Genomic DNA, 18479 nt, shown 5'->3' on the forward strand with positions numbered 1-18479 from the left:
ATCACAACCATAAATCACAACAAAAAAAACTTGTTTACATCACCAAATTAACCATGTATACCTAAAAAATAGCTGACATCACAGCGCACAAGGGTTTGGTACAATATAATCAATAATTTTGAAATATAGATCACTTAAACTTTTATTTTGACTGCCCTTTTATTGAATAGTTAATACCAAAATTCGGGATAATCCGTGTGGCACCATTATTTCTTACTAGGCAAAAAATCGTATGTTTTTCAGGTGTCAAATTATTTAGAACTTGTCATCGTCATCCACAGTAAAACGATGTAAGATTCGCACGAACTAACAATAACAATCATTTTCTGGCTGCAGATAATTAACTCGAAGAAATAAGTATCATGTCACTAACTCATTTTTCTGACCCATACATAGAAAACCGCTTCGACTCGGCTCAATATGAGCTCCTTTATAAAATTGGTGAAGGTGGTTTCGGCAAAGTATTCAAAGCTAGAAACAAAAATACTGATCAGACTGTTGCGATTAAATTTCTCGCTCTCGAACCTCATTTAGAAGAAGCAAAAAAGAAACGATATATAGAAAGGTTTAAACGAGAAACAGCATTAAGTGGACAACTAGAACACCCACATATTGTTAGGTTATTAGACAAAGGCCAAGTTGATGAGCACTTACTATTTGGTGTTTTTGAATATATTGAAGGGCAATCTCTGCGCGAATATTTAATGCAAGAAGGCGCTTTGGATGCCGTAAATGCAACCGATATAATGCTCCAAGTGCTAGATGCGCTTATTCATGCTCATAAAAAAGGGATCATCCACCGTGATATCAAGCCAGCAAATATTATGCTTACTCAAGCTGGCGCAAAAACCCATGCAAAAATCCTAGACTTTGGTATCGGAACGCTCACACAAGAAAACAGACATCAAGACTTTTCGACCATCACTTTAACGCAAGAAACTATAGGCACGCCATCGTATAGTGCGCCAGAGCAGTTAAGAGGGGAGCCGGCATCGGAAAAGACCGACTTATATGTTTGGGGCTTGGTTTTGTTAGAGTGTTTAACAGGGATGCCAGCGGTTACCGGTTCAAGTGTTGCGTCTATTTACCACAAGCAATTAAGTGATGTTCATATCCCCATCCCCAGCGCATTACTGGGGCACCCGCTATCAGGCCTTTTACGTCGAGTGTTACAAAAAAATGCCACTGAGCGGGTGATCTCTGGCCAAGAGATCTATTCTGAATTGAATTTGATGAACGTCTCTAACTTAGTCGGTATTCTAGCTGATGTTCAAGCGCAACATGGTTACGACGACAACACAGTTGTGCTAAGAAATGACGACCCAAATAGCCCACTAGCACATGACTATACGACTCTCACAGAGCGCAAACAAATCACAGTACTCGCGCTTAGGTTAAGTGCTAAAAGACTAAATGACAGCGCAAAAGATTTAGATATCATAGATACGCTTTTCAAATCTCAACGCAATCATTGCATTGATATTGCCACCCGTTTTGGCGCATACCACGTAGGTAATCTAGCTGATACGATGCTGTTTTATTTTGGCTACCCAGTTGCCAGTGACAATGATACAAGGCTGTGCGCACGCACCGCACTAGAGGCGATTAGTGAGCTTTCTAAGCGTAATGCATTGATGCAAGAAGCGCATGGTATTCAGCTCAATGCGCATGCTGGAATTAACTCGGGTATTTTTGTGACATATGCAAATGCGGTTCCCGAAGGGAATGTTGCCAATACTGCAATGGAACTTGCGCGCCTTGCTGGTGAGCGCCAAATTTTGTGCTCTGCGGAATCGCGTTCTATTTTAGAACCCTATAGTGATTTTGACTATTTCGACAACATTCAAATTGGTTTATCTTTTGAGCAACTTACTCTATACAACCTCAAAGGTGAAAAACGCATAGAAGCATTTGGCTTTATGCGCGGAACCAAAACTAACCATAAATTGATAGGTCGCCAATTAGAGTTAGATAAAACACTGTCTGTCATTAATGGTGAAAATAACACTCGCATTGCACATATCTATGGCGAAGCGGGTATTGGTAAGTCGAGATTACTGCAAGAGGTCAGAGACAATGCCAGCAAATACCAGCACTTAGTCGCACAATGTTTGCCAGAGCATCAAAACAATGCGCTGTATCCGATTTTAAACCTGATAAGATATTTATTTAATACTGACAACGTCCCTGCTACAGATATCGCGCTGTTATTTAAAGACTTTTTAGAAGAGCATGGGTTAAGCAAAGAAAATATTGAAGCCACAATCCCTGTACTTATGGCTTGGCTTGCTATCCCGCTTCCAGATGAAGCACAAACATCATCTCACTCACCCGATGAACAAAAAGCGCTTCTATTTACGGGACTGAGCGCTTTGCTTCTGTCTCGCAAATCCAGTATCACAGAGTTTAAGCTGTATATTATTGAAGATATTCATTGGTCTGATGCCGTTACTCTCGAATTTTTGCGTCATTTTGCAGGCCAGTTACAAGATGGCAGCGTGATGATAAGTACATCTAGACAATCATGTCCTAGTAGCCTGCATGATTTAACGCTGCTTGAAGTTGAACTTAATAAGCTTACGAACAAAGCTACGACCGATTTCATTGAGCAACTTTTCGAATGCAAACACGTTTCAGAAAATGTCCGCTCTGTGTTGGTCAAGCGTACTGACGGCATTCCTCTATTCATTGAGGAACTCGTGGGCATGCTCAAAGATAAGCGACTTGTACACGAAACAAATGGTTCAATTACGTTTATCAGCCCTGATAGGTTAGAGCAAGTGCCAAGTAGCTTGAGGGAGTCACTACAACAAAAATTAGATAACTTGGTGCATGCTAAAGAAACAGCACAGCTTGCAGCCACTATAGGCAGAGAATTTAGTTATACACTATTGGTTGAAGCATCAACACTCAGTGAAGACCAAATACAGAACGATTTAAATGAGCTATTGGAAAAAGAGCTTATTATACAGCAAAGGCGTGTAGAGACTGATAGCTATATATTTAAGCACGCTTTAGTGAGAGATGCGGCATACGATTCTCAGACCCAGTCCGAAGCGATGGCAAAGCATGAACTGTTCTTGGGCGCGCTTGAACGGTTAGATCTCTACAAAGAGCAGCCATTCATTACTGCTTTTCACTTACAAAAAGTGAAAAAATTTGAAAAAGCAGCAAATTTGATGATCGAATCCTCCAACTCGGCAAAACAGTTATACGCAATTATCGAAGCGGAATCGTTTTTACAAGAAGCATTGAGAATTTGCCTTACTGGAGAGCTTAGTGATTCAGCGCTGTATATAAAAGTTAAAAATGATTTGGCTTCCATTCGTATTGCCGGAAATGGGTGGGTTGACGAACAGGCTAATCATGCTCTGCAAGAAAACTACAAAGTTCTCTCTGAAGACACTGATGCGAAAGAAAGATTCACAACAACTCGTGGATTATGGCTACAGCTCTATGCAACAGGCAAAACTGAAGAAGCCCATGAAATTGCATTAGACCTTTATCATAATGGCACCTGGGTACCAAATGAATTTAAACCTGTCATATACGAAATAATTATACAAACATTGTTCTCAAAAGCTGAGTTTTCTGAGATTTTGCGAATACTCGATGAAATTCCAGACAACTTCTTTAGGAATGACTCAGAAACTATCTCAAATAATTTTGGCTTTTGTTCTGAGCTGGTCTGTATTGGCTTTAGGGCCTTTGCCGAATTACACCTAAGCAACCAACAAAGTGCTGACACCCTCATAGAAATTCAAACACAGCTTGCAGATCAAATCGGCATTATCGATGTATTAGCTGCCACAAACGGCTTTCAAGCTGAGTATCACCTCAACAAGGCATTGCTCTGTGAACAAAAAGCCGAATTTTTAGACTATATCCGTGCAGCTCAATTTAGCGCTCAAACAGGTATAGATCTAGCAAAAGAAGCTAAAAATGAAGGCTGGCAAGGTTATTGCGAAATGCTTCATTTTATAGCCAGTGTTAATGTCGATACGACCGTCGAGCAGTTTGAAGAAGGCATAAAACAATTTTCTGGCTATTTATCTCACCGTGCTTTCTACTACTCTGTATTGGCAAAAATGACCTACTTACTGCGCGGCGAAGTAAACACTCAATTCCTTGATATTGCTGAAGAATCATGTGAAATATCAAGTTCATTCTATGTAAAACCTCAACTAAATACACTAAGGAAAATTTAGATGAAAACTTATCCTAAAGGGTTACTTTCTTTTACCTATAACGCAGCTAACGATCCAGAAGTAAGAGAGCTTGTGCTACAAAACCTACCTCAGGCAATGGCTTTATTTGACCTCTCAGAGTCACAACAAGAGCTAGTTCAAAAAGTAGTTAAAGAGTCGTTTTTAACAGACGACCTTTGGTCACAATATTGCGAAGAGCTTCGCCCTGAAATTGACGATGATATTGCCAAAATCTGGTAATGGAGACAAACGGGGCAATAGCCCCGTATCACCTTATGAATAATCTATCTCAACTACATCAGCAACTATGCAACTCCCATGGCTTTTTGATTAACCAAAATAACCAAGAGGCAACAAAATACTTAGCAGACAAAATTCCACAATTTACTAAAGGTGTATGTTACGAATACAGAGCAGCTGAGCTTAATCACCCATGTGACTTTCTAGTCGCTTATGATACGTCAGAACAAACGATGAGGCAGCTTAGGGAGTTATTCTCTTCAATACAACAGCATCAATCACAGAGTATCAATCACTTTTTAGATTTATACTATGAACACCGCTGTTTAAGAGACATACAATTGATATGGTTAAGCTTTGATTGGAGTAAAAACCATTACCCAGTTATTCCCACTTTCTATATAAGCACACAACATTACAGCTATGTGAAAGGGGAAAAACTCTACGATACCGTACAATACGCGTTATCAACTTTAGCACCTCAATCCCTAGTGTTAGGCAATGCATTAGTTAGAAAGTTAGATTTGGGCAAACTAAACCATATCGGATTTACCTTTGCTAGAGAGAGTTTAAAAACCAAGTTTACAATTACACTTGATTGCGACAAAGTGTTACAACAACTTGAAATGTTAAACTGGCAAGGTTCAGTCAACAAACTCAAACCCATTTTAGACATCGCTTCACAGCTGTCTAAAACTGTTCAAATTAGTATTTCATTTACGGATGTTTTAAGTAACAAAATTGAAGTCGAACTACCATGGGTTAGACAAGCCTCTTCGAATTATGTGGACACTAATTTTATTGATAATGTTATTCACATCTGCGGTGATGATACCAACTACTGTCGGCTGACTGAACTTGCAAAATGGTTAGAAAACAACCCTAACAATAAAGCCTTTTACACCAAGTTCTCAATATTTGAAGACGATAGCTGTAACTTAAAAAGCTACCTCCATTCTAGCCCACAACCGAAAAAAAGGTTATTTGGATGATTAAACCACTTTATCTGTTTTCAGGTGCAGCTATATTAAGCCTGTTCAACACAAATTTGTTTGCGGCACAGCAATATGCAACATTTCCAGATTGGCTAAGTAAAAATAGCTGCGACTATGAAAACCACAGTTTATTTCTACCCGATGACATCACTACCTTACCTTACTTTCCACCAGATGCGTATAACAAAAAAATCTGTAGAACAATTAAGCCTCTGGCTCCAAGTGACAGTGATTACTCAAAAAAGCTATCGTTTCTTACCAATCAATATGACCTATTTTCATGGGCTCAATTTATTACGTTAAACCGAGAAGTAGATAAACAATTTCAGGTCACTGCTACAAACCTGCAAAGTTGCAATAGTGGTGAATGTAACACGCCTATTTGGTTTCATTGGAGAGATACAGACAGTGTTTTCATGGAAAACGGTTGCACACCAGCCAAATGGGATTTTACCAAAAATGCAACTATCAACCCGGCATTAAAGGCAATAAGTCAAGTAGCACCGTCGGGCATGGACATCAGCCAAGCTATCTTAGTAGATCAAAATAAGCAACCCGTTTATTACCAAAAGCTTTTATCACCTAACATCTTTAATTTGGTGACCCAATTTGAAAACCAAAGCGCGCTCGTTAAACCTTATCAACTCTATAATATAGATGGTCAAATAGATTACTTAAAGAGTTATGGGCAAGTCATCGCCAATACTGGCGGATACGTCAATTGCCCTGATGATGTAAACAAAATTTGTAATAACATTCCAGCCTTGGAGGAATACGGCCCTACAGACAATACTGGTGGCTTAACCATAAAAGTGGCATGGAAATTATTAGGTAAAAATGACGACCCAAGTAAATTCATACATACGCAAAAAAGTGTACAAGTCTACGATAATATGGATAAAGGGGAGCAAAGTAAGTCCTCAAAAACAATAACGCAAACTCTAGGGGTTGTTGGCTTCCATATCATGCATAAGACAGTTTCTTCGCCAAATTGGGTCTTTACGACATTTAGCCACCAAGACAACATAGCAGGTAATGCCCCTCTATTTAATGATCGAAATTGTCCTACATGTCCTGTAAACCTTGCAAATGGAGGAAAAACCAAAACACAGGTAACAAGACTGGAACAGATCAACCCTATTACGAAAAAAATTAATAGCTTTGTAAAACAAAAGTTGGCCGCAGAAAATTCCGTTCTTCAGTATTACAATTTAATTGGTACACAATTCTCAACTGATAGCAGTGATCCAGAACGCCAGAGCTTACCAGAGAAAATAGCTAACTATTCTGGCGGGTCTCCTTACCCTGTATTCCTCACCAATGAGGTGCTTGAAACCTTCCTTCAACTGGGTAATACACCAATGGGTAAAGACAATGAATTGTTTTATAAAAGCTCATCCTGTATGAATTGCCATGTCAGTGGTGGTTTTGCAGCAGCGGCAATTAAAAATGTACCTGAAGATCAGCGTAAGACTAGCTATTCAGTTTCGCCCACTGACTTTATGTTTATATTTGAAGATGCACATTGGTTAAACAGCCAAGCATGTCAAATGTAAGTGTGAATAATGCTGGACTGTGTCAACAGTTCAGCATTATTTAGTGCACTTGACTCTAGAATATATCGAAGATATTTTTAAAAAAAATGCATTTCGCAAAGCTTGGATAGTCAAAAGTTTTCCAAACTAAAGGTGTTTAGTTTGCTGGAAGGAAGCCTCAAAATCGGTCAAACATAGAGTATATTTTTGGTAATACTAGTTTTTATAACTTTATCTGCAGTTCAATTTTCCAAGCTAGAGGACTCGTCATAACAAGTCATTCCTAGCAGACAAGTCATATCCAAAAGTGTTAAAAGTGATTCTATTAGGCTGTATGATGACACTAATATTCAACAACTCTCCCAATTTCCACGTGACTTCCTAGACAGTACCTATGCCCTTTTCATAAAAGAAAAAGGTTTAAAATTGAATACAAGCCCTAAACCGCCCCCTGTCTTCTAGTTGAAAATCCCCGAAGCAAAATTTTTACATTCACTCAATAACAAAACTCGTCATGAAATTGGTGTGTGACTATAAAATCATGTTAGACGGCCAAATCGACCAACAAGCCTATTTTTGTATTCAAAAAAACAAGCAACAAGAAATATCTATGTTTGCTGATTTACGTAAAAGTGCGCTTTAACATGCTTTGCAACCCACCCTGTGCATTTATTAACCATTTCATTTACTCGATTGATACCGTAGTGGTGAGTACATATTGAAGCCATCCAAAAAGAGGTAAAAAGCCTAATTTCAATCAGTATAAATAATAGAAGCATACCCGAAAAATAAAATGTAAGGATATAAACATGAATTTCAAATATATAGCGATTGGTCTATCCGCACTGTTAGCAAGTCACGTCGCAAATTCACATGAACAAGTGAGCATAACGCAAAGCAACAAGCTTGGCCTAATGCAGCTGCTTTACAACCAATCAGCTATTCCAGAATTGAGAAAATCTACAAACGAATTGTATAGCAAATTAAGTTCCGATAAAGACGTAGCAAACCACTTACTTGTTGACTACTACATGCCATATTCAGAATATTCAGAACATAACCAAAATGCTGGGATTGATGAGCATTACGGAAAATTCCTTGTTAAAATCAGCGGCCATAAAGACGCAGAACAACATGTAGGTGAGCACCTTGGTAAGATGGCTTTCTCTACGGCTCTGTCTTCAACAACTGCTTCAAGTGAAAAATTTAACATGGATGTCGCTGATTATGGACCCGATTTAGACAATGAGCAAAGGAAAGCGCTCGTATTTGCCCTTTGGGAATTGTCTTTCAACGATGAGTTACGTGGTCAATTATTAAAGACAGAAGGCACGTTAAATAAAGCTGCGTTATTATCTGCTATAGAAGTAAACGGGTACTCTTTGGACTCAACGTCTTCGTCTTGGATAGCGCAACAACTACATACTGGTTCTAAAGGTCAATTAGAAAACTTCCTAGGTTACAATTTATATGCTGCGACTTGGTAGTTCATTACTGCTCTTTGGAATAGCGTTTAGCTGCTCAGCAGCTAAACCATTGCCAAACCATCAACTGCCAGATGTTGATTGCAAAGATTATGCTTCAGTCATGAAAGATCCAAGCCCTTGCTTTCCTGCCGCAATAGGCGGGGGTCAGGTAGGCAACGACCAAGGGTTTTTAACCTACTCACTTAAACAATTTTACGCTATCAATTGGCCAACAGCAGAAGGCAAAACGATAACCAATCCAATCAATCTGAACCAAAGCTACAAACCATTTTGGTTCAATTGGCCAAGTTATGATGCCAATGATGGCGACTTTTATCTGCCGTCCGATAAAAAGCGTATTCAAAAGTTAGTAAATCAGCATTGCATTGGCTCAAATTTACCTCATCGATTTCAAGCATTGCACGATAATACACCTCTGCTAGTTATATCCCCCTCTGAAAACCCTCAGGGTCAGGTGCTTTACGACAGGCAAAAAAAGCCTGTTTATTATAAGACACACATTAATTCAGCTGCTTACCACACTATTACACGTTCATCTGAGAATATTCCGCTAAAGCTACCAACAGGGTCTGAGAGCGTTTCACTGCAAAAACGAGGGGCTATAGTTCTGAAATCAGCATGGAAGTTAGTGGATAGGAAAGATCCTCACACTTACATCACGACACCAGCTTTAATTGTCTCAGCGCACTCAGAATACAAGTGTGAACTAAAAGAACTGGCGCTAGTCGGCCTTCATGTCGCCAGCAAAATGGCACCTTTGAGGTATAGCGAACACTTTTATCAATATACAAATGCAACCAAGCGTACATTGTTAAATGCCTCTTCTTGGTCATGGGCAACATACGAACACAAGTTTAATGCGCCAACAATCAGTGATTTAAAAGACTTATATTCAAGTAAAAACACTTACTGGTCTCTCTTTAATGCTAAAAGTATTGACTTCAACACTGCGACAAAAACATGCTTTAACAGTAGTGGTGACTTCGATATGAGCCTAAAAGCACAAGCCGCTTGTATCTTAAACAACCCCTTACAAACCGACGCTGGTATAACAAGACTAAAGCAACAAAACCGAGACATTAAAATGGAAGAGGTTTCTTTGGCATCTTGTAAAAAGTGTGTGGAGTTAGATCAAAATGGAAATTATGTTAAGCAGTGTGACTACTTAGATAATACCGCTTGCAAACCTGTATTTGATGCAAAAAAGAGTTCATACAAACACTTACAGATACTAAGCAACTACATTTTAGGGGATGTACAGTGGGTCGACTCTAGAGGTGTGCCGAGGCCTATTGTAAACAATCAGGGTGAAGCATTATTGAGGAATACAGCATTAGAGCCATTCTCGTTAGACTCTAACTGTGTTTCATGCCACGCAAGTGCACAAACAGGTGATTTTATGTTCACTCTAATGAACCGCTAAATTATTTACGATCACGGTGACATTTATAAAAATGAAAATTGGGGGCATACTTTATTTTTTCAGCCTCTCCTTTTATTCATTTAATTATGCCAAAATAGCCGCAGACCAGCATTTAAGGACAATATATGAAAAATATTCTTTGCCTGATTACCAGCCTCGGTTTATTAAGCTCTGCAAACGTTGCATTCGCTGATGATTCTGGGTTTGGTGTTTCTGTGTTTGGCGGTTACTCCACCAACCACGATCTAACGACAAGTAAAAACTTTACGATTGATCTTGAGGACAATAGCCACTTTGGATTTTCTGCTGACCGCATAGTGAATAGCACTCGCTACGGGCTATTCTACAGCTTTAATGAAACTGAGTTTGCGGACAATGCTATCGCCAAAGTAGATATGGAATACTTGCTATTTCAAAGTGCCATTGAAAGACCAATCAGCCAAAATATCAACTACTTTATCGGCGCACAAATCGGCGTAAATAGAATTACCCCAAACTTTGCTGAGTCAGATGATTTCTTCGCTTCAGGTTTATTCACGGGTGTTGATTACTCTATCGGCGCAGGATTCCACGCTTTCACAGAGCTACGCTGGATGGCGACCATCGTCAAGAATTCATCGTCTGTTGTTTGTGATGATGATCCACAAACCACCGATAACTGTATCTGGCATTTTGATGGTGACGTATTAAACCAGTTTCAGCTAAGTGCCGGTATCAATTACCGTTTTTAACTGCCCAAGCTGCGTTTAAGCTCATCAATAAAAAGTCGAGTTTTATAGGGTGTGAAGCTGGAGTTGGGATAGTAAGCCCAAAGCTGCTTCACCTCTGACCTTAAGTTAGGCAATACGGGCACTAGCGCACCTTGCTTGATCTCTCTCGCAACGTATTGAGGCGAAATAAAAATAAGCCCCATGCCCTGCACCGCAGCTTTCATCATGGCATCTAAGTGATCCGAAACAAAATTATAATTATTGAAATCAAATAGCGTCCCATCTTCTAAAATAATGCCACCTTTTTTCTGATAATAATTACTCAACAGCATCTTATGAGATGCCAAATCCGCCACAGTTCGGATCTCCTCACACTGAGACAAATAGCTTGGCGCACCAAACAGCATCATTTGATAATCAATTAATCGAGTGCCTTTATGGGCCGCAGAGTCAAACTCCTCATGGTATCGCGTTATCACAAGGTCATGCTCCAAATCTGGCGGGGAGCCTGGCGTCAAAACATTGAGATGAATTGTTAAATCAGGGTATTGCTCCAAAAACCGCTTTATATTAGGCATCAATACACTACTTCCAATCGCCTGAGTCGCTGCAATTTTTAAAGTGCCTTGAGGTTTTAATTCACTGCCCTGCGCCTGCTCTAACATATTTTCGAATTGGTCAACCCACTGCCTTGCATTAGGTAGAAACTGCATACCATTTTCATTCAAGCTCACCTGCCTTGTTGTTCTAATGAACAAAGTTTGCCCGAGTTGCTTCTCTAACCAATCAATTCGTTTGCTCATTGCCGAAGCGGATATTCCCATAATCTCAGCAGCCTTTGTGAAGCTTTCCATATCTGCAAGCACTACAAAGCTGCGCGCTGCGCTTAACCAGTCCACATTAATTCCCCAGAAGAAAAAGTCTTTTAATTATTACCTTATTTTTAGGACATTAAAAGCACGTTATATTACCGCCTACATTTCCCAGTCGTATTCCGGAGAATCATGAATAGGTACATCGCATTGGCCGCTTTATTGACCGCTTGTTCTCAACTAGCGAGCCAAATTTTTATGCCTGTCCTGCCGGATATAGCAGACAGCCTTGCTTTGTCAGCCGGTGCTAGTCAAGCAATTATTATCAGCTTTTTCCTTTCTTTAGGCTCAGCGCAACTCCTTGTCGGGCCACTGTGCGACAAAAATGGCGAACGGCCAATATTTGTCGCTGGCCAAATCATATTAATTGTTGGCACTTTAGTTTGTGCTTTTGCAAATGACGCAAGCAGTTTTATGGTTGGCCGAGTATTACAAGGTGCTGGCTGTGCTGCGCCCATTCTAGTAAGCCGTGCTGTTTTATACTCATGTTTTCAAGGCGCAAAACTTAACAGTGCAATGGGCAGTCTAGCTATTTCAGCAAGCCTTGTAGCACTTATCACGCCGTTGATTGCTGGTACGTTAGCGGCGCAATTCTCATGGCAAGGCATGTCTTTGGTGTTAATTTGCTTTTATATCTGTATTTTTCTATTTGGATTGGCGACGTTCCCAAAGTCCAAAAAACGTGTCATTTCATTAAAGCCCAATGCATTAGTGGAGCAATACAAAAAAATCGCCACAAGTCCCGCGTTCATACCCGTGGCATCGCTAAAGTGGGCGCCAACATTTTTATACTTAACATTGCAGCTCTACTTGCCTTTTTTCTTGCGTAATGAATTTGCCTTTTCTACAGAACAAATAGGACAAGCCATGATGATTGCTATGTCTGGATTATTGGTTGGCTCAACACTTGCCAAATTCATGCAAAAACGTACGCATCATCTAAAAATCGCGATGTATTTATGGCCAGCGCTGCCAATAAGCGCCCTTACCTTTTTGTTTTTTAGTGAACATGTGCACGCTGTCATTTTTGCCCACTGCGCCATCATGTTTATTTTTGGCAGTTACTTTCCCAGTTACATGTATTATGTTGGCCACTTTTATAAATCGCGATCGAGTACAGCAAATGCATTAGTGGGGGCAACCGAATTACTCTTATTTTCAAGCATTGCTTGGCTTGCCAATCAATACATTATTACAGGCCCAAGCTCTATTGCCCTTTTAACGGCGGGGTGCGCAATGCTTGTACTTATTTGTTTAAAAGCACTCAAAAAACAAAGTAATGAAAAAATCAGTCAAAAGGGAGTTAAGTTATGCAATTCGAAACTGCAAGGTTAATTGTTAGGCCTTTACAACAAAGTGATTTAACGGATGTATATCACTCAAGGAAAAACCCAGATACGTCGAAATATATTGGTGACCCTGCAACATTAGAAGATGCCAAGCTGCGTATAGAAGAAGCAACGCAACCTTGGCAGGGTCATGATCATCAAAAAATGATGCTGGCAATCCGGTGCAAAACGACAAACCAGTTTATCGGTGAATTGCTATTTAAGTTCACCCAAAAACAGTGCCATATTGGTGAGATTGGATATCGCCTAAGCTCACAGCACTTGGGGAAGGGCTATGCATTTGAAGCGGCAAGTACGTTTATCTCAAGTTTATTCGACCAATTTGAGCTCAATAAAGTCATCGCAGTTTGTGCGATAAATAACGTTGCATCATGGCGGCTAATGGAAAAATTAGGCATGCGCCGAGAAGCAGAATTGCGCGATAACATGTACTTACAAGGCAGCTACCAAAACAGTTTTATGTACTCTATATTAAGGCGAGAGTTACAATAATGGCTCTTTAAGGCTCATTTGAGCCAGCAGCGCCCCTAAAGTACGCAATTTGTCCTCTCGTATATGCAAAACCATTACCAATTTAGCAATATATCTCATCGTTAAATTTCTTTATATCTCAATTACACAGGTTAGAAAACAGCATCTATACTGTTTAAAAGCCAAGTAGTTGGAGCTATATATGAGAATGCGACAAAAGCTGATCGGCAGCTTTGTACTGACAGTCATTATTCCTATTCTAGCAATATCAATAATGAGTATTACCCGCACCAAGCAGGAGTCGAACACCAGCTTTATTGCAACTTCTGATAATGAAATCAGACAAGTAGAGAACGCATTCATTTTGTTTTTTGAACAAATGAAGAATAACGCGCGCTTTTTAGCGCAAAGCGAAGCGGTGGTGAGTGTCGCGAAAGACACCACCACATATTTCGGCGATGAAAAGATGATGGAGCCAGCCTCTTCAGGACCTGAAGAGGCTGCAATATTTAAACTTTTCGAAAGCTTTGGAGTCACCCATCCAGAACTTTTGTTTGTGTATCTTGGTACACAAGATGGTGGCTTCATCCAGTATCCAGCAGAACCACTAGGTGGTTATGACCCACGTAAAAGACCTTGGTATCAAGAAGTCACCCGATCCCAATCAGATGTTGTCATTACCGAACCCTATCAAGGGGTTACAGGGCAGGCGATGGTATCTATCGCTACAGCGATTAAACGTTCAGGGAGCTTAGTTGGCGTACAATCACTCGATGTGACACTGGCCACTTTGACGGATATTGTCAGTAATATTCAGCTTGGACAAACCGGCTATCTCATGTTGTTAGATGGCAATGGTACGGTACTGGCCGACCCGAAAAACCCCGACAGTAATTTCAAGAATATATCCTCCCTTGATGGCCCAAAATACAAGGCGATTAATAACCCCTCTGACGAAGCCTTGATAAGAATTGACACTGGTGATGCTGTTTTGCAGGCTAGGCTTTATCACTCTAAAGCACTCAACTGGACCTTTGTGGCCCTCATTGAAGAGGACGAGATTCTCTCTTCTGCCTATGCGATGTCATACAATATTGGACTCATTTCTGTCGTCATGCTGGTGTTGTTTATTTTCATTGCTATTGCGCTGGCCAATAAAATTGTATACCCCATCGAAATGGTGTCTGATGGTCTTAAAGAGATTGCACAAGGTGAAGGTAACCTATCGAAACGCTTGCAGGTCATAGGCAATGATGAAATAAGTGAGCTCGCTTCTTGGTTTAATCAATTTCTAAACTCTATTAATGGCCTAGTTAGAGATATAAAAAGCAACGCCAGCAACCTAAATGCCCAAGCGCAACAATCTCATAGCAGCGTAGATGATATTCGTGGTCAGTGTCATCATCAAGCAAGCACGTCTCAGCAAACTGCGGAGCATACACAAGCTATGGAAAATATGGCCATGACCGTTAATGACAATTGCACTCAAGCATTGAGTGAGATATCAAATACAGACAGTCACGCCAAGCAAGGTAATGCGCTTATCCAAAGCACTGTGAGTCAAGTGGCCACACTCAATGATTCTCTTGATAGTTCTGCGCAGGCAATGAGCGAGCTAGAAGGGCAAAGTAAAGACATCACCAATATTTTAGAGGTGATCCGTACAATCGCTGAACAGACCAACTTACTCGCTTTAAATGCGGCAATTGAAGCAGCTCGAGCAGGAGAACAAGGACGTGGATTTGCGGTTGTGGCAGATGAGGTACGTACTTTGGCACAGCGCTCCCATGATGCTACACAAGATATAGAAAAGGTACTCACTAAACTGACAGATCAAACCCGCTCGGTTTCAAAGCACATGACACTCAGTGTTGAGGAATCAAAAACGGCCATTGAGCAATCAGAGCAAGCGCATAGAGCATTTGAAGAGATTGCGAACTCGATAGAAAGGGTAACCCCGATTATTGCCAATATATCTCAACAAGCAGAGCAGCAAGGTGCCTATGCAAGTGACAGTAAAACCCAAATAGAGGGGATAAATCAGTCAATTCAACAAGTCAGTGGTTCAGCCGATTCTTTATATGATGGTGCAAAGCAATTAGTTAAGTTTGCTAACAACTTAGACGAATTGGTGGGGCGGTTTAATGTAGATTAAGTCAGTTGATACACGCCCATTAGGTACGCTTTAATAAGGTTGTTGTGGTTAATAATTCGCCGCAACAACCACTTGGGTTCACAATCTCTGGGGAAAGTCCTTAAGAATCCATGCGCTCATACTTAAAGAGCATGATTTCAAAGCGATCCATAATCAATGACTCTGACCCCATTGATTCCAACAACCACTTGGATTCACAATCTCTGGGGAAAGCCCTTAAGAAACCATGCGCTCATACTTAAAGAGCCTGATTTCAAAGCGACCCATAATCAATGACTCTGACCCCATTGATAAAGTCCTAATAAAAGACCAGTCTAATGAGAAACATAAACAAAACTGGCGCGACGAATATTAATACCAAAAGCTCTAAAATTTGATGCTTAAAAGTGCTTTTAAGATAGTTTGTAAAACTGGTTATTCCATTTTTTAGTTTGTAGAAAAGAGAAGGCTGAACAAATTGAGAAGGTTCAACATGAGAATATCGATAGGTTTTATTCCAAGACTCGTAAGTCTCGACCCGTATCCCACCAAACCGGCGTCGCTCTCCGGCAACACACTTTACATTAGAGATATAGCAGACGGGGTCTTCTGAGCGTTTACCTGTTTCTTGGCACTCCATAAAATATCCGCCGCCCATACCTTCATTGTAAAACTTAACTTTACGTCCTTCACGGTTTACCGCTTTTTTTACACATTCTCGGCAAACCTCTCGTTCAGTATTTAGCCCTGAAGGTTCTCTACAAATTGGACATCGAATCATCATTAACTACCATTAATCGAATAATATGGATGTGCATGACATTTCCACTCGCTTTGCCATTACTGTTCTCTTTTCTATAAATAAAGGCGCACTCGAAGTGATTAATTTTTTACTCTTATTCACATGCTGATGGGCCAATAATTGACTCATTTCTGGTAAATTTCTTGGCCACATTAGGGTATCGAGTTTCAAACTCTTTATAAGTTTGTACACGCTCATCTTTAACTAATATTGATGAGTTATGCGTAGAGAAAATAATATAATTGTTATATCCACCTACATCAAAGTACACATCACCGATATAATTTACAGTTCCCGGCTCTATTGTAAAAGTGCCCAAACAATCTAGATCGGGATCAACTAAGCCAGACCCCTGCATATACAAAACTTGGTCAAGCGCATGTGTTCCAGCTGACATTGGAAATACAAATAACTTTTCACTGCCTTTCATCGCAAAGCTGTAATTATCTAAAATTCTATTTGTATTTCGGGTTAAGAAATTTGCAGAGTGTATGCCAGACATCCTAAATTTTGCGACAACTAACCCTGTATTTTCTTTGAGTGGCTGAGTGGGATCATACGTTTGAGCACACGCTGTTAAAATCAATGACAAAATAACAATCAAAAACCTAGACATTTAAACCTCGAAGAAGAACCTAAAACACAAAATCAATCGTTATATTAACACGTTACAGCCAAAATGTTAACATTCAAGCTGGTCGCTTTTATTCTATCTTATTGAATATTGCATTAGGGTTTAAACCTATCGTCATTCGAGCTGCCAATTGAATCGTGTAAGATCAGCGAGAAGTTAAAGTAATAAATTTACTAGCGGCCAAAATAGGATTTAATAACCATGTACTTTAGTAAATTTGGGGTTGATACCGAACTGGTTAATTCTTAGATTAATCCTCCTGCTCCAACGCACTTTCAAGTGTCGTACAAAACTTATACCTCAAATTACTATTTTTAAAAATGGATGCTATTAGCCCATCATACATATTACTCTTTGTTACATAGACTACCTGCCGACACTGGTTAATTTCCAACCACTTAATCAAATCAATCACTTCATCAATTGAGTCAGGCGTTAATAATGTTTCAGGGGCTATGGTTATCACTAAATTCCAGTCTGAAAATAAGCCATTAAGGACATAGCTCTTAAGTTTGTTGTTGGCATTTACCACCCCCTCAAAATTAAAGCCTCCTTTGAGATTTAAAATCACATTATTTTGAACACAGGTGGTCGACGATTGCCCATGAGGTGCGTTAGGCATAGAGAACTCTCTTACTTTTTACATCAGTACTTGGTGATTAAGTTACTTAGAAGCTAAGTGTAGTACATAGCACTCATCGTACCCTGAGCGTTGATGCCATTTGTAAAATATGCAACATAAAACTAGCACTAAACAAAGAGTCTGAGTCGCCTTAATCCCAAACGCAAGCGTATTGGCCAATTCATTCGTGGTTCTTTTAGGCTCCCATTATTTATCCTTGACCGAGCTACGAACTTTGACATTACGTATACTTAGTCCATCTCTCAAGTTAAGAGACATCAAAGTAATATTTAAGAATCCCGCGATAAGCTCAACACATTGAACTATGTAAAAAGTGCTGTCAAAGCTTCCTGTAACAGCCAGTGTTTTTAAGTATATTGCACAAGGTACAAGGACCAATACACCGTTAGCAGCAATAAATGGCATTCGCCTTTTTTTTCTTCCAATTATGCCACCATGGGCTTTAGGAGCCAGTTTATTGCCCGTAATTCCAGCTATTCCCATCAATGGAATAACAACCCAAATTAAATAGAATATTATTGTTTTCACTGTTTTAGTGTCATCATAGTCACCAAAAGCTTCTGAAATGGAGGTACTTACAAAGAATGTCGAAATTAGCAATAGTGCCGATATTGCCGAAACCGCGTGAACTTTAATTAGTTTTTCTCTCATAACTTACCTCTATTACCTTAGGGACCGATATTTCTAATGACACGAACGACAAGTAGACCTAGTTTGATCTAATGTACTTTTTGTTTGCTCGCAGTTTTGAAGTTTTATTACTTCAGGTATGTACATTGGCTCAAGGGTCATGCTGCAAATCTCTTATTCACTCCCCTTCTATTTCCCGATGCCATTTCCTTACTACACCATTGACCATTTGAGTTTTCAGGAAGCACTTTTCTTAATGTAAGTGCAATGCTTGAAAGCATTTCCGCTGAGTTAAAAACTTTACCCGGCTCTCTCTTTTCTTATGAATTCATAAGCTTGTATACCG

General features: G+C 39.8%; 15 protein-coding genes. 10 read left to right on the forward strand and 5 right to left on the reverse strand.

What is annotated here, in order from left to right; all coding sequences use genetic code 11:
* The first annotated feature begins 362 nt into the window (after window positions 1-362).
* The 7 genes from A7985_RS10970 (at window position 363) to A7985_RS11000 (ending at window position 10619) form a co-directional block, all read left to right on the forward strand.
* Window positions 363-4208: a TOMM system kinase/cyclase fusion protein gene (locus tag A7985_RS10970; protein WP_081310521.1), complete on the forward strand. Its 3846-nt coding sequence runs from the start codon at window positions 363-365 to the stop codon at window positions 4206-4208.
* Complete coding sequence (locus tag A7985_RS10975) at window positions 4209-4448, forward strand: hypothetical protein (RefSeq protein ID WP_063379090.1); 240 nt, start codon at window positions 4209-4211, stop codon at window positions 4446-4448.
* 35 nt (window positions 4449-4483) lie between these two features.
* Window positions 4484-5440: a hypothetical protein gene (locus A7985_RS10980; protein ID WP_065790519.1), complete on the forward strand. Its 957-nt coding sequence runs from the start codon at window positions 4484-4486 to the stop codon at window positions 5438-5440.
* The gene (locus tag A7985_RS10985; RefSeq protein WP_065790520.1) at window positions 5437-6999 is read left to right on the forward strand and encodes a hypothetical protein; all 1563 of its coding nucleotides are present in this window, start codon (window positions 5437-5439) and stop codon (window positions 6997-6999) included. Before A7985_RS10980 ends, A7985_RS10985 begins: the two co-directional genes overlap by 4 nt.
* Window positions 7000-7787: 788 nt before the next feature.
* Window positions 7788-8465 carry a hypothetical protein gene (locus A7985_RS10990; protein ID WP_065790521.1) on the forward strand — a complete coding sequence of 226 codons (678 nt, stop codon included), beginning with the start codon at window positions 7788-7790 and terminating at the stop codon, window positions 8463-8465.
* On the forward strand, window positions 8449-9888 hold the full coding sequence (locus A7985_RS10995; protein ID WP_065790522.1) for a hypothetical protein: 1440 nt from the start codon (window positions 8449-8451) through the stop codon (window positions 9886-9888). The genes A7985_RS10990 and A7985_RS10995 overlap by 17 nt, the downstream gene beginning before the upstream one ends.
* 125 nt (window positions 9889-10013) lie before the next feature.
* Window positions 10014-10619, forward strand: coding sequence for a hypothetical protein (locus A7985_RS11000; protein WP_065790523.1), 606 nt, complete (start codon window positions 10014-10016; stop codon window positions 10617-10619).
* On the opposite strand, the gene A7985_RS11005 is transcribed toward A7985_RS11000, so the two are convergent.
* Window positions 10616-11497 (reverse strand): LysR family transcriptional regulator, encoded by an 882-nt coding sequence (locus tag A7985_RS11005; RefSeq protein WP_065790524.1) that lies wholly within the window; start codon window positions 11495-11497, stop codon window positions 10616-10618. The two genes, A7985_RS11000 and A7985_RS11005, sit on opposite strands and share 4 nt — an antisense overlap.
* Window positions 11498-11602: 105 nt before the next feature.
* On the opposite strand from A7985_RS11005, the gene A7985_RS11010 reads away from it, so the two are divergent.
* The 3 genes from A7985_RS11010 (at window position 11603) to A7985_RS11020 (ending at window position 15445) form a co-directional block, all read left to right on the forward strand.
* Window positions 11603-12805: an MFS transporter gene (locus A7985_RS11010; protein WP_065790525.1), complete on the forward strand. Its 1203-nt coding sequence runs from the start codon at window positions 11603-11605 to the stop codon at window positions 12803-12805.
* A complete protein-coding gene (locus tag A7985_RS11015; RefSeq protein ID WP_065790526.1) occupies window positions 12781-13311 on the forward strand; it encodes a GNAT family N-acetyltransferase in 531 nt (176 codons plus the stop codon). The genes A7985_RS11010 and A7985_RS11015 overlap by 25 nt, the downstream gene beginning before the upstream one ends.
* Before the next feature lie 181 nt (window positions 13312-13492).
* Entirely contained in the window at window positions 13493-15445 is a 1953-nt protein-coding gene (locus A7985_RS11020) for a methyl-accepting chemotaxis protein (protein WP_065790527.1), read from the forward strand.
* Between the two features lie 298 nt (window positions 15446-15743).
* Here the strand turns inward: A7985_RS11020 and A7985_RS11025 are convergent, their stop codons facing one another.
* From A7985_RS11025 to A7985_RS11040, 4 genes are all read right to left on the reverse strand, one after another.
* Entirely contained in the window at window positions 15744-16208 is a 465-nt protein-coding gene (locus tag A7985_RS11025) for a hypothetical protein (protein ID WP_141685330.1), read from the reverse strand.
* A 112-nt stretch (window positions 16209-16320) separates the two neighbouring features.
* Window positions 16321-16842: a hypothetical protein gene (locus tag A7985_RS11030; protein WP_065790529.1), complete on the reverse strand. Its 522-nt coding sequence runs from the start codon at window positions 16840-16842 to the stop codon at window positions 16321-16323.
* 268 nt (window positions 16843-17110) lie between these two features.
* On the reverse strand, window positions 17111-17482 hold the full coding sequence (locus A7985_RS11035) for a hypothetical protein (protein WP_065790530.1): 372 nt from the start codon (window positions 17480-17482) through the stop codon (window positions 17111-17113).
* 207 nt (window positions 17483-17689) lie between these two features.
* Complete coding sequence (locus tag A7985_RS11040; RefSeq protein ID WP_065790531.1) at window positions 17690-18154, reverse strand: hypothetical protein; 465 nt, start codon at window positions 18152-18154, stop codon at window positions 17690-17692.
* Between the last annotated feature and the right edge of the window lie 325 nt (window positions 18155-18479).

It is taken from the genome of Pseudoalteromonas luteoviolacea (genome assembly GCF_001696455.1).
GTDB lineage: Bacteria > Pseudomonadota > Gammaproteobacteria > Enterobacterales > Alteromonadaceae > Pseudoalteromonas > Pseudoalteromonas luteoviolacea_C.